The 12,876-nt window shown below is 49.1% G+C and carries 10 protein-coding genes; 2 read left to right on the top strand and 8 right to left on the bottom strand.

Going from position 1 to position 12,876, the window contains the following annotated elements; translation table 11 throughout:
- The first annotated feature begins 190 nt into the window (after positions 1 to 190).
- Entirely contained in the window at positions 191 to 2,755 is a 2,565-nt protein-coding gene (locus tag DYY88_RS04140) for a GH116 family glycosyl hydrolase (protein WP_039725677.1), read from the top strand.
- Positions 2,756 to 2,922: 167 nt separating this feature from the next.
- On the opposite strand, the gene DYY88_RS04135 is transcribed toward DYY88_RS04140, so the two are convergent.
- The 8 genes from DYY88_RS04135 to DYY88_RS04100 form a co-directional block, all read right to left on the bottom strand.
- The gene (locus tag DYY88_RS04135) at positions 2,923 to 3,870 is read right to left on the bottom strand and encodes a F0F1 ATP synthase subunit gamma (RefSeq protein ID WP_039725676.1); all 948 of its coding nucleotides are present in this window, start codon (positions 3,868 to 3,870) and stop codon (positions 2,923 to 2,925) included.
- A gap of 76 nt (positions 3,871 to 3,946) precedes the next feature.
- A complete protein-coding gene (gene atpA, locus DYY88_RS04130) occupies positions 3,947 to 5,464 on the bottom strand; it encodes a F0F1 ATP synthase subunit alpha (RefSeq protein WP_039725675.1) in 1,518 nt (505 codons plus the stop codon).
- Between the two features lie 91 nt (positions 5,465 to 5,555).
- A complete protein-coding gene (gene atpH, locus DYY88_RS04125) occupies positions 5,556 to 6,101 on the bottom strand; it encodes an ATP synthase F1 subunit delta (RefSeq protein WP_039725673.1) in 546 nt (181 codons plus the stop codon).
- Positions 6,102 to 6,107: 6 nt separating this feature from the next.
- A complete protein-coding gene (locus DYY88_RS04120) occupies positions 6,108 to 6,626 on the bottom strand; it encodes a F0F1 ATP synthase subunit B (protein WP_039725672.1) in 519 nt (172 codons plus the stop codon).
- A gap of 62 nt (positions 6,627 to 6,688) precedes the next feature.
- Entirely contained in the window at positions 6,689 to 7,153 is a 465-nt protein-coding gene (locus tag DYY88_RS04115) for a F0F1 ATP synthase subunit B' (RefSeq protein ID WP_039725671.1), read from the bottom strand.
- Between the two features lie 96 nt (positions 7,154 to 7,249).
- Entirely contained in the window at positions 7,250 to 7,495 is a 246-nt protein-coding gene (gene atpE / locus DYY88_RS04110; protein WP_039725670.1) for an ATP synthase F0 subunit C, read from the bottom strand.
- A 153-nt stretch (positions 7,496 to 7,648) separates the two neighbouring features.
- Positions 7,649 to 8,380: a F0F1 ATP synthase subunit A gene (gene atpB, locus DYY88_RS04105; protein WP_437438575.1), complete on the bottom strand. Its 732-nt coding sequence runs from the start codon at positions 8,378 to 8,380 to the stop codon at positions 7,649 to 7,651.
- A gap of 110 nt (positions 8,381 to 8,490) precedes the next feature.
- Positions 8,491 to 8,931: an ATP synthase subunit I gene (locus tag DYY88_RS04100; protein WP_072041295.1), complete on the bottom strand. Its 441-nt coding sequence runs from the start codon at positions 8,929 to 8,931 to the stop codon at positions 8,491 to 8,493.
- Between the two features lie 876 nt (positions 8,932 to 9,807).
- On the opposite strand from DYY88_RS04100, the gene DYY88_RS04095 reads away from it, so the two are divergent.
- Entirely contained in the window at positions 9,808 to 12,498 is a 2,691-nt protein-coding gene (locus DYY88_RS04095) for a phycobilisome rod-core linker polypeptide (protein WP_039725668.1), read from the top strand.
- Positions 12,499 to 12,876: the final 378 nt, after the last annotated feature.

The raw sequence follows: 12,876 nt of genomic DNA, 5'->3' as shown, positions 1-12,876 counted from the left end.
GATCCCACGGTGATCCTGACGGGATTCTGTCCGGGGGGACTCATCGCGGTTTGAGCGATGCCAAGGGAGCCAGGCTTTGTCACCTTCGGCGACTTTTTGTGCGCCGAATCATGGAGCTGAGCGTAGTGAGGGGAAGTCGAACCTCTACTATTGAACAGGCGGCAATACTCTCTCCCCCGACTTCGGCGATATGACAGATTTTTCTCAGGCTATTCCTTCCTGTGCTTGGCAACATCCCATCGGTCAAGATTGGGAACATCATTACATCGTGCGTTACGCCAGCAATTTGGATGATGGCCCCTGGCATGGTGCGCCCTTGGGGGGATTTGGGGCAGGCTGTATCGGGCGATCGCCCCGGGGTGATTTTAATCTCTGGCATTTAGATGGCGGGGAACATATCTTTCAAACGTTTCCCGGTTGTCAATTCAGCGTGTTTGAGCAGTGTGGCGATCTCACTCAAGCCTACGCCCTGTGTACCGAGGCGCCGTCTGACGGCTCGCTGAGCACCTGGCAGTGGTATCCCAAAAGTAGCGGGCCGCGTTCTGCTCAACCTGACACCGCGACTGGTCCCGCTCCTGATCCAGCGCACACGGGTACTTACCATGCTCTTTACCCCCGTAGTTGGTTTGTTTACCAGAATGTTTTTAATGCTGAGCTCACCTGCGAACAGCTATCGCCGATTTGGGCCAACAATTATCAGGAATCCAGTTATCCGGTGGCCATATTTGTGTGGACGGCGCACAATCCGACGGATCAGCCCCTGACGCTGAGCATCATGTTGAGTTGGCAAAACATGGTGGGCTGGTTCACCAATACGGAAAAGACGCCAGAAGTGCTCCAGCGTGATGACGGCAGCCCTTATTACGATTACGTGCCGCCGTTGGGGCAAAGTGCGGGCAACTACAACCTGTTGGTGCAAACCGGAGATGCGGTGGGTTGTGTGATGAATGGAGCTTGGTCACACCACGGGCGATCGCCACAGGAGGGAGATGGCAGTTGGGCGATTGCGACGCCCGTACAGGCCGATACTGAACTGTTTTTCCACATCCGTTGGAATCCGGCTGGCGACGGCAGTGATCTTTGGCAAACCTTTGCAACTGGCGGTGCGCTCACGAATCAAATAGTCGACCAGCCAGCCGCCGTCGATGAACAGATTGGCTGTGCGATCGCTCTGCGGTTCACGCTGCAACCTGGGGAAACGCGCCAAATTCCCGTTTCTTTGGCATGGGACTTGCCGGTGACCGAATATGCGGCAGGCATCTCTGAGTATCGCCGCTATACTGACTTTTTTGGGCGCGAAGGCTGCCACGCATGGGCGATCGCCCGCACTGCCCTGAAGGAATTTCGCCAGTGGCAGCAACAGATTATTGACTGGCAGCAGCCGATTTTAGACCGCGCAGATTTTCCCGACTGGTTCAAAATGGCGCTCTTTAATGAGCTGTATGACCTGACCAGCGGCGGCACCCTGTGGACGGCAGCCACAGAACTGGATCCGGTTGGCCAATTTGCGGTGCTTGAATGCGTGGACTACCGCTGGTACGAGAGTCTCGATGTTCGGCTCTATGGGGGGTTCGCCACTTTACTGCTCTGGCCCGAGTTAGAAAAAGCCGTGATCCGCGCGTTTGCCCGCGCCATTCCCACTGCTGATCAGCGGACGCGCATCATTGGCTATTACTATACCGTCGGCGAAGCGAATCACTATGCGCCGCGCAAGCTCAAAGGAGCGACTCCCCACGACTTGGGAGCCCCCAACGAGCAACCATTTATCCAAACCAACTACACCAGTTATCAAGACTGCAATCAGTGGAAAGATTTGCCCAGTGATTTTGTGATTCAGGTTTACCGCGCTTACAAACTGACGGGAGAACAGGACGTACAATTCCTGGCCGACTGCTGGCCCGCTGTGACGGAAACGCTGAAGTATCTCAAACGCTTTGATACGGATGGCGATGGTCTGCCCGAAAACGGTGGTGCCCCCGATCAAACTTTCGATGACTGGCAGCTGAAAGGTGTCAGTGCTTATTGCGGTGGCCTGTGGATGGCGGCATTAGAAAGCGCGATCGCGATCGCCAAAATACTCACCCAAGCGCATCTGGCTCCTGGCAACACCCCAATTTTGGTGACTCAATATCAACGCTGGCTAGAGCAGAGCCGTAACCATTTCCATCAAAAATTGTGGAATGGCCAGTACTATCGGCTAGATACGGGCAGCGGTTCAGATGTGGTCATGGCCGATCAGCTCTGTGGGCAATTTTGTGCGCGTTTGCTGGGATTACCCGATTTGGTCGCGGAAGAATATGTGCGATCGGCACTCGAGGCGATTTACGACGCCTGCTTTGTGAAGTTCAACGCCTATGCGGCGCAGGCCGCCATTCCCCAAACGCAAAAATTCGCTGGCGCGCAGGCTGGTACTTTTCGCTCAGCTCAGCCAGGTCAGGCAATCGGGGCGGCTAATGGGGTTTTGCCGTCCGGTGTGCCGGAAGATCCCGATGGCACTCACCAGCTTGAGGTGTGGACTGGCATCAACTTTGGTCTAGCCACTTTCTTCGCTCAAATGGGTCAGCCAGAGCGGGCTTTCGCCATCACAGAAGCCGTTGTGCAGCAGATTTATGCTTACGGACTTCAATTCCGCACGCCTGAAGCAATCACCGCTTTTGGAACATTCCGAGCCTGCCATTATCTGCGCCCTTTAGCTATTTGGGGGCTTTATGGCATGTTGGTGGAATGGAAATCTTCTCAATCACCAGCTAGTTAGTTGCCCATGGCTGAACTCATATAGTTGGCTCACCATGCACTTGATTGCCACATCTCTTCCAGATGCTTCAAGTGATCGATGGCCACCAATAAGCAAGAGCCCCGATCTAGCAAGTGTAGACCGGGACTCTGTGAAGTGAACAGATTGGATTGACTCAGCTCTGATCCTTAGCCCAAGGCTTCGGCACCACCCACAATTTCCAGGATTTCCTGGGTAATTGCGGCCTGACGAGCCTTGTTGTAGTCCAACGTCAAAGATTTCACCAATTGGCTGGCATTATCACTGGCATTGTTCATCGCTGTCATCCGAGCTGCCAACTCGCTCGCTGCCGCTTCTTGCAGTGCCCGCAAAATCTGATTGCTAAAGTACAGCGGTAGCAAAGCATCCAGAATCTGCACAGGATCTTGCTCAAACAGCATATCTTTTGGCAAAGCGCGATCGCCGACAGCAACCTTCTCACGAGTGACGTCAATACGACCACTGCGGGTAATTAAGCGGAAGATTTCGTCATCTTCAGCTTCTAATCCCTGAGGGTCTAGGGGCAGTAGAGTTTGAACGACCGGACGAGAGCTGACCAACGAAACAAACTTCGTATATACCAGTTCGACTCGATCAACAGTGCCGGATAAAAACAGCGACAAGAGCTGATCAGCAATCTGGGAAGCTTCTTCCGCTGTGGGAATTTGCTCTAACTCAGTGAACTTAGAATCAATCGGCTGTTCTCGGCGATTAAAATACTGAACCGCCTTACGACCTACCAAGATGTAGGTGTACTCAATGTTGCTGCCAGTAAGTTCTTGAGCCCGTTTTTCCGCTCGCCGAATGACATTGCCGTTATAGCCACCACACAAACCGCGATCGCCTGAAATAACTAGCAATGCAACTTTTTCTACCGGACGCTCTTGCAGCAGGGGCAAATCAACGTCTTCAAACTTGAGTCGTGTTTGTAAACCATGCAAGACCTGAGCCAAGCGATCGGCAAACGGACGAGTAGCAATCACCTGTTCTTGAGCCCGACGCACCTTAGCGGTTGCGACCAGACGCATTGCTTCTGTAATCTTGCGGGTATTTTTTACCGACTTAATGCGATCTCGAATTGCTTTTAGGTTAGCCATTCCTTTACCTTCCTAACCAACGGAGCATCCAGTGACCAAACCCAGGAATCTGATCACCAGATGCAAATCTCCAACTCTAAGCAGCTGTCATGAACGCTTGCTTAGTTTCCTCAATGGCCCCTTTGAGAATTTCTAACAGCTCATCAGTGAGCTTCTTCTCAGTCTTAACAATCTCGGCATAACGAGGCTTACTAGTCTTGAGATAGTCTCTCAACTGCTTAGAAAACTCGGTGATCTTATCGACCGGAATATCGTCTAATAATCCGTTGATACCGGCATAGATGATCGCAATTTGCTCTTCTACAGGCAAAGGTGAATTCTGAGGCTGCTTCAGTAGCTCACGTAAGCGAACCCCTCGCGCCAGTTGATCTTGAGTTGCTTTATCTAGATCAGATGCGAACTGAGAAAAAGCCTGCAATTCGTCAAATTGAGCTAGCTCCAGCTTTAACTTACCGGCGACTTTCTTCATTGCCTTGATCTGAGCAGCCCCACCGACTCGGGATACCGAAATCCCTGCATTGATTGCAGGGCGCAGGCCCGAGTTAAACAAGTCAGATGATAAGAAGATTTGACCGTCAGTAATCGAGATAACGTTCGTTGGGATATACGCGGAGACGTCGCCAGCTTGAGTTTCGATGATTGGCAGAGCCGTCATGCTACCGCCGCCAAGCTCATCACTGAGCTTAGCAGCCCGCTCTAACAAACGAGAGTGCAAGTAAAACACGTCGCCAGGATAAGCTTCACGTCCGGGTGGGCGACGCAGCAACAGCGACATCTGGCGATAAGCTTGCGCTTGCTTAGACAAGTCATCGTAAATCACTAAGGTATGCTTGCCCTTATACATGAAGTATTCGGCTAAGGTCGCGCCTGTATAGGGTGCCAGATACTGCAACGGAGCGGGATCACTAGCATTGGCCGCCACAACAATTGTGTAGTCCATGGCCCCACGCTCTTGCAGCGTATTCACAACTTGTGCCACTGATGCAGCCTTTTGCCCAACTGCAACATAGACACAAATGACGTCTTCGCCCTTCTGGTTCAAAATAGTGTCAATCGCCACTGCCGTTTTACCGGTCTGGCGATCGCCAATAATCAACTCACGTTGGCCACGACCAATGGGAATCATGGCATCAATCGCGGTGATGCCCGTCTGCATGGGTTCACAGACTGACTTTCGAGCAATGATTCCAGGAGCCATGGACTCAGTGAGTCGAGTTTCATCGGTTTGAATATCCCCTTTGCCATCAATAGGACGAGCCAAAGCGTCGACTACTCGCCCAACCAAAGCCTCACCAACAGGAATTGAGTTGATTTTTCCTGTGGCGGTCACTGGACTGCCTTCTTGAATGCCATAACCAGCACCCATGAGCACCGCGCCGACATTATCTTCTTCTAGGTTCAAGGCAATGCCAACGGTTCCGTCTTGGAACTCTAGCAACTCACCTGCCATGGCTTTTTCAAGACCATAAATGCGGGCAATACCATCACCTACCTGTAGTACGGTGCCGACATTAGAAACTTGAACAGACTGGTCATACTGCTCAATTTGCTGCTTAATGATGTTACTGATCTCGTCAGGTCTGATAGCTACCATTGGAATTGCTCTACTGAACTGAATAAACGATACAAAAACTGAAACAGGCTTAAAGCAACTTAAGCCGAGTGTAAAACTGCCGTCGGGTCTCTTAAATCAACTGCATGCTTAAACGCCTTAACTGACCGCGCAAACTAGCATCCACTACCTGAGAACCAACCTTGATAATGACTCCACCCAATAAGGTAGGGTCAATAGTGACTGCTAAGTCAACGTGCTGGGCATCAGTCATCGCAACTACTTTCTGCCGAATCTGATCTTGCTGAGCCTCTGACAACTCGACAGCCGCAGTAACCTCAGCTAGGACAGTTCTTCTTAACTGACGCAGTAGCTCCTGATAGCGTTTCAAGATTGGAGCAATGAATCCAATACGACCTTTATCCACCAGCAACTTCAAAAAGTTCTTAAAGAGTGGGTTCAAGTCGGTTGAGATTTGCTCTAATACTCCCTTTTTCGATTCCTCTGCTACCAAAGGATTACTCAGGAACCGATCAAGCTCTTCAGAAGCAGACAGTAAATCTAAGATTTCTTGTGCACTTTCGCCGAACTGATCTTCAAGATTCTGGTCTTGAGCAAGAGCCATTAATGCCTGAGCATAAGGATCAGCGATTTCCAGAGAAATAGTGGTTGCACTCATACCTAATTAATCCCCTAGCAATGCAATACTTTTATCGACCAGAGCAGTCTGAAGATCTGGAGTCAATCGCGAAGGCAATTCCTCCTCAGCACGCTCAAGAGCTATTTCAGCAATGCGCTGCCTTAACTCTCTCATCACTTTCTCCTGTTGGAAAGTAACATCTTGATCTGCAGCAGCCTGCATCTTTTCAACCTCGGCTTTTGCCTGAGCCAAAATGTCCTCACTCACCTTAGTCGCATTTTCTCTAGCTGTGGCTACAATTTCCTTTGCTTTCGATTGAGCCTGCTCGAGATTAGCTTGTTGATTGCTTAAGGCTTGTTTGGCTTCTTGCTGGCGACGCTCTGCATCACGAATAGCTTCCTCAATCGTGGCTCGGCGTGTCGACAGAGTTCCCCCTAAAAACTTGCTGCCAAAATAGAACAGCACTCCCCAAATAATGGCTAAGTTTATTAAGTTCGTTTCCAGCAGGTCAAAGTTTAAACCAAAGCCACTTCCTTCGGTTGCCAGTAGTGACAGACTATCCATGGTTCATAACCCCTTACACAATCCACGCAGTTAAATCTAAAAGGCTTCAAAGTTCCAATAACTCAAGCGGCACTCAGAAGCTTGTCCAACATCTGCTTCGTTAAAGCAGCAACCTGACCCTCTAAAACTTCAAAAGCAGAAGCCTTTTCGGCATCAATTTCTTTCTGAACTTGCTCTTTTCTGGCTTGAGCTTCTTGCTGTGCCGCTGCAATTTGCTGACTAGCAACTTTCTCCGCTTCTATCTGCGCTTCGGCAATGATGGCTTGAGCCTGCCTACGAGATTCAGCCAGCTCTTGCTCATACTGCTGGGCTATTGTCTCAGCTTTTGCCAACTTTTCCTTGGCATCAACAATACTAGAATTTACATAACCGTCCCTGCTATCAATGGCATCGCCCAAAGGTTTGTAGAAAACCTTGTTCAGTACTACCGCCAAAACCAGGAACTGAATTGCCATCAAAGGAAGTGTGGCATTGATGTCAAAAAGGCCACCCCCCTCTTCAACCGCTAGCAGCAACGTCCAACTCATCGCACTCAAACCTTACAGCGTCGTCATTCAAAAAAAAGTCGAAGTCAAAACACTCCCAGCCAAAACGGGAACTGTTCCAGCTGGGAGCAAAAGCACTTAGCTAAAAGGATTCGCGAAGAGCAAAACCAGGGCAACAACAAGACCGTAGATGGTCAGTGCTTCCATGAATGCTAGCGAGAGCAGTAACGTACCGCGGATTTTGCCTTCAGCTTCGGGCTGGCGAGCAATACCTTCTACTGCTTGACCGGCTGCAGTACCTTGACCAATTCCTGGGCCAATAGCTGCTAGTCCGACAGCTAATGCAGCAGCAATAACGGATGCAACAGCAACAATAGGTTCCATTTCCTTACCTCAAAGAGTGGATGTTCTACTAAACAACTACAGAATTGAACTTACCATCTGGCTCGCTCTTAAATGTGGCCCCAAGGACCGCCTTGTTGATATTGCGCTTGAAAATCCACGCATCAACTTAGGATCATCTGGATAGTCTGTAAACTATCCATGCTCTTCTTCACCATGGCCTTCCATCGCTTCTCCAATGTAAACGGCAGCGAGGGTCGCAAAAATCAGTGCCTGGATGGCACTAGTAAACAGACCCAAAACCATCACCGGTAAAGGCACGAATAGAGGCACTAACAGTACCAAAACAGCAACTACCAGTTCATCTGCCAGAATATTCCCGAAGAGACGGAAGCTTAGCGATAAAGGCTTGGTGAAATCTTCCAAAATATTGATTGGCAACAGGATAGGAGTTGGCTCAATATAGCGAGCAAAGTACCCCAAACCACGCTTTCTGAAGCCAGCGTAGAAGTACGCTAGCGAGGTCAATAAAGCAAGTGCCACAGTCGTATTGATATCGTTCGTGGGAGCAGCTAATTCACCACCAGGGAGATGGATTAACTTCCAAGGCACCAAAGCCCCAGACCAATTCGAGACAAAAATGAACAAAAACAAGGTTCCCACAAAAGGAACCCAAGGGCGATACTCTTTTTCGCCAATTTGACCCTTTGCCAAGTCGCGAATGTACTCCAGCGCGTACTCCATAAAATTTTGCAATCCCGATGGAATCCGCTCGATTTTTCGAGTTGCTAGAACAGAAAACAAGAGCAACAAAGCAATGACAAACCAAGATGTTATAAAGACTTGGCCGTGAATGCTGAGACCTGCAACTTTCCAATAAAAGTGTTCCCCAACTTCCAGCTCAGCCAATAGCAATGGCGTCGTCATCAAATCAATCATCTCTAAGCCATTCTTAAGATTTGCACAAAAGGTTGCCAGAAAAACAGTGATAGACTCTCATAACTAATACAGAGAAGTATCGCCAACAAGTAGCGGGGTTACTTCTCTCCGGGAACAACTGCCCATATGGTGTATCCGATAAGAGCAGCCTTATAAGTCAAAAAGCCTAAAAAGACAGGCATTACTTCAAGTTGGTTCCATTGACTGGCGACCAAAATCATGGCTGCCACGAGAGCCAGTCGACTGCTAGATATCCGAGTCGAGCTTCTTCCTATTGCTTCAACATTTTTGGACAACATTCTCAAGTAAACCATGCCTGTGCATGAGCCAAGCAGGTAGTTGAGTCCGATGTGCAAAGAGTAAGTGAAGCAAGTGGCAACGAAAACAATCGCCGAGAAAGCGATTGTGATCCTTAATAGTTGCGCCTGTAACCTGTAAAAGCTATCCATTGAGTCTTCTCCGGAAGAATCAATGTTGAGCGTTTCGGTTTCTGCTGCATCAGATATTTCAGAATTTGAGGGAATCTGCACGTAGCTCATCCGGCTAATTCAGAGTATGTGACTTAGCAGCACTGCTTTCGGGCCGTGTTCTAAGCCATGGCAGATCATATCACGGTAATATTCTTTAATTTTTGCGATATGCGAAATCGGCTCGAAAATGTATGGAATTTGGCTGCAATGCAGCTTGAGCACTGGTGTTAGGCGTTGTCAGAATTCAATTATGTCTATGGCGAGCCACTCTACAGTGCATCCGAATGGCACATACGAAGGACAGAGTAGCGTAGGGCAGGTGATTTATGAATTTAGTGTGGTTGGAAGACCAAACCCTTCGCAAAGACCTTGAGGTTTGCTGATCTGACTTCATCACAAAGCTGCCTAGCATGTCAGAGTAAAGAGACGTCCCAAACCTTGACAGGTGTTCATCGAATCTAGCTCTTGAGCTTTATCCATGGTGTCTTGGGCATATGCAGGAACGTTTTGAATATATTCAGACCACTGCAGAATCTGAATTCTCTCGAAGCAATGCACTTATTGTCTTGATTGACTGAATCGCTTTTCCGAGCTTATCCAGAGTGTCCTCAGCGTCGATGGCGCTCATATCGGTTCCTTGATGGCTGGCAGTAGTCAGTCTCGAAAGTTACAGAGCTTTACATGTTTCTAATCTTTTGGCGCTGGGCCTTGTAGGATTACGAATGGCGACGAACCTGTCGATGTTACACAGTTTTTAACATTGAATAGTTTCTATCCCAAATCGTTTTAATCTGAAATCTGAATTGATCGACTGTTTGGTTGATACGCCAGATTTATATTGCTTTTGATCGCCGCTAGGTTCGCTTCTGCCACTGTGAATGCTGTGGACTTGAGCGCCTGGCACAATCTGTTTTTGAAGGTTGAGTAGGGAGCCGTTGAGAAAGGATGACTCTAAAAGCTAGTGGCGGGAGCGTTGTGGCGCGCCCCCAGCTGTACCAAACGCTGCCAGTCGCGACTATCTCCCAAGCGGAACAACAAGACCGCTATATGAGTAAGGGAGAATTGCAGGAACTTGTTAGTTTCTTTAATTCGGGAGGTAAGCGGATCGCGATCGCTGAGGCGCTGACTCGATACTCCGAATTGATTGTGTCGCAAGCCGCTAACCGGATCTTCACAGGCGGTTCACCGCTCTCTTATTTGGAACGTCCACCTGAAAATGATGCCCCTCAGATGACTATGGGCGGCGAAGTCATGGATGCGGCAGCGGCGACCAAACTGGGAACTGCTACATACGTTGATGACGATGGTGGCGGAATCTTTGAAGGATTGCGGTCAATTTTTAGCGTTGGAACGCCTACTGGACCGATTCCACCGGGTTTTCGTCCGATTAATGTTTCTCGCTACGGCCCTAGCAATATGCAGAAGTCGCTGCGGGATATGAGCTGGTTTCTGCGATACCTCAGTTATGCGATCGTGGCTGGTGATCCCAACATCATCTCGGTCAATGTTCGCGGTCTGCGCGAAATTATTGAAAATGCGTGTTCGACTGCTGCCACAATTGTGGCCATTCAAACCATGCGGTTTGCGGCTTTGCGCTATTTCCGTAGCGATGAAGAAGCATCCGAGATTGTTTCTCAATACTTTGATGTTCTCCTGAGTGAGTTCAAGGCTCCAACCCCTTCGAATAAGTTGCGGCAGCGACCTTCCAATGATCAGCAAGGTTTAGAACTACCTCAGATCTATTTCAATGCAGCGGAACGGCGGCCTAAGTTCGCAATGAAGCCGGGACTTTCCATTTTGGAAAAGCAAGCGGTTGTCAAAGCGGCATATCGTCAGGTCTTTGAACGAGATATCACTCGTGCATACTCGCTTAACCTTAGTGACCTAGAGTCTAAGGTTAAGAATGGCGAGATCTCGATGAAAGAGTTTATTCGTCGCCTGTGTAAGTCTCCTTTGTATCGCAAGAACTTTTTTGAGCCCTACATTAATAGTCGTGCTCTTGAATTGGCGTTCCGCCATATTCTGGGTCGAGCACCGAGCTCTCGAGAAGAAGTTCAGGAGTACTTCTCTGTTGTTTCTAAGGGTGGTTTAGCTGCGTTGGTTGACGCCCTAGTCGATTCACGAGAGTACGCGGATTACTTTGGAGAAGAGACGGTTCCCTATCTGCGAGGCTTAGGTCAAGAGGCTCAGGAATGCCGTAACTGGGGACCGCAGTTTGATCTGTTTAATTACAGTGCGCCTTTCCGCAAAGTGCCTCAGTTTATTACGCTGTTTGCGGCTTATGACCAACCTCTGCCGGATCAACATGTTTACGGCTCTGGTAACGATCCCTTAGAAATTCAGTTTGGCGCAATCTTTCCTAAGGAAACCCGTAATCCGGATGCGACCCCCGCGTTCTTCAACAAGGACACTCGTCGTATCTTGATTCGGCGTGGCGCAGGCATTGACAATCAATTGAGTAACCCAGCGGCCCGGCCCAAAGCTCCAGGTTCTTTGGGGCCGAAAGTCTTTAAGCTAGACCAAGTGCCAGCTACGGGGAATACTCAGGCGAGTGTTCGGTTCTCTGAAAGTTCGACGCAGGCGGTGATCAATGCCGCTTATCGTCAGGTGTTTGGCCGCGATTTGTATGATGGGCAACGACTGAAGACCGCAGAAATTAAGCTGGAAAATGGTGAAATTACGATTCGTGAGTTCATCCGTAGCTTGGCGAAGTCAGAAGTCTTCCGCAAGATGTATTGGTCTTCTCTATATGTGATGAAGGCGGTTGAATATATCCATCGACGTTTGCTGGGTCGGCCTACTTATGGTCGTCAAGAGACCAACAAATATTTCGACATCTGTGCGAAGAAGGGCTTTTATGCGTTGGTCGACGCCATTATTGACAGCCAAGAATACAATGATGCTTTTGGGGAAGATACGATTCCCTACGAGCGTTATTTGACTCCTGCTGGGTTGTCGATGCGGACTATGCGGGCGACGACAATGGCCGATCGCGGTATGGCTCAAAACATGCCAGAATCGACGCCTCGGTTTGTTGAACTTGGGCAAGTTAATAGCGATCGCTCACAGCCCGACTTGCAAATGCGGGTGGCTCAAGGCGTTAGCCGTCAGCGTCAAGAGACTAAGATCTTCAAGCTCACCAATTTGGCTGATAAGCCAGCGTTGAAAGTGATTGTTCAAGCTGCCTATCGGCAAATTTTTGAGCGTGACGTTGCGCCTTACGTGGTGCAAAACGAGTTTACGGCGCTCGAAAGTAAACTCAGTAACGGTGAAATCAACCTGAAAGAATTCATTGAAGGGCTGGGATGTTCGCAGCTGTATCTGCGTGAGTTTTACGCTCCTTATCCCAACACCAAGGTGATTGAGTTGGGAACCAAGCACTTCCTAGGTCGCGCACCGGTGGATCAGAGCGAGATTCGCAAGTACAACCAAATTCTGGCGACTCAAGGTCTGAGGGGCTTTATTCAGGAGATGCTGAGCAGTCCTGAGTATGCTGAGTGTTTTGGTGAAGATACCGTTCCTTATCGGCGCTTCCCCACGTTGCCAGCAGCCAACTTCCCCAATACTGAGCGGCTGTACAACCAGTTGACTAAGCAAAATAAAGAGCTGGTTGTGCCCAGTTTCGAGCCTGTTTAGGGGCAGCTGTATCTACCTTGAAACTTGCTTAGGTTGATATCAGCCTTGCGCTGAATCGGCCTAAGTAAGTTGAGGAGCTAGCTGTGAAGAAATGTGGGTTAACTCGTGATCTCAGCTCATCTGAGTGATTGACTTTTTGACAGAGATGGTTACCTATTTAGTGGGTGGTCGTCTCTGTCTGTGTACTTTAAAAGCTGCTTTGGGTAAGGCTTTGAGAAGATGAGTAAGACTGTTACAAAATGTTTCGCTCATCCAAGAAGGCGAGTCTAATACCGGACAATAATTCGGGAAGGTGCCCATCACTTAACGGCTCCGCGTAGTAAGCGAGAATTTTGCGAAACATTGTCACTCTCGGCAAAGTAAAGCATCGTTTGCTGT

It is taken from the genome of Leptolyngbya iicbica LK, assembly GCF_004212215.1.
GTDB lineage: Bacteria > Cyanobacteriota > Cyanobacteriia > Phormidesmidales > Phormidesmidaceae > Halomicronema > Halomicronema iicbica.
Note: the sequence above shows the minus strand (reverse complement) of the source record. Positions and strands in the feature narration are given on the sequence as shown.

Excerpts from the sequence above, each read along its gene's own strand:
- atpB (WP_437438575.1), bottom strand. The coding sequence starts at position 8,380 with ATGACGACGCCATTGCTATTGGCTGAGCTGGAAGTTGGGGAACACTTT.
- DYY88_RS04135 (WP_039725676.1), bottom strand. The coding sequence starts at position 3,870 with ATGGCTAACCTAAAAGCAATTCGAGATCGCATTAAGTCGGTAAAAAAT.
- DYY88_RS04100 (WP_072041295.1), bottom strand. The coding sequence starts at position 8,931 with ATGAGCTACGTGCAGATTCCCTCAAATTCTGAAATATCTGATGCAGCA.
- atpH (WP_039725673.1), bottom strand. The coding sequence starts at position 6,101 with ATGAGTGCAACCACTATTTCTCTGGAAATCGCTGATCCTTATGCTCAG.
- DYY88_RS04120 (WP_039725672.1), bottom strand. The coding sequence starts at position 6,626 with ATGGATAGTCTGTCACTACTGGCAACCGAAGGAAGTGGCTTTGGTTTA.
- atpE (WP_039725670.1), bottom strand. The coding sequence starts at position 7,495 with ATGGAACCTATTGTTGCTGTTGCATCCGTTATTGCTGCTGCATTAGCT.
- DYY88_RS04095 (WP_039725668.1), top strand. The coding sequence starts at position 9,808 with ATGACTCTAAAAGCTAGTGGCGGGAGCGTTGTGGCGCGCCCCCAGCTG.
- DYY88_RS04115 (WP_039725671.1), bottom strand. The coding sequence starts at position 7,153 with ATGAGTTGGACGTTGCTGCTAGCGGTTGAAGAGGGGGGTGGCCTTTTT.
- DYY88_RS04140 (WP_039725677.1), top strand. The coding sequence starts at position 191 with ATGACAGATTTTTCTCAGGCTATTCCTTCCTGTGCTTGGCAACATCCC.
- atpA (WP_039725675.1), bottom strand. The coding sequence starts at position 5,464 with ATGGTAGCTATCAGACCTGACGAGATCAGTAACATCATTAAGCAGCAA.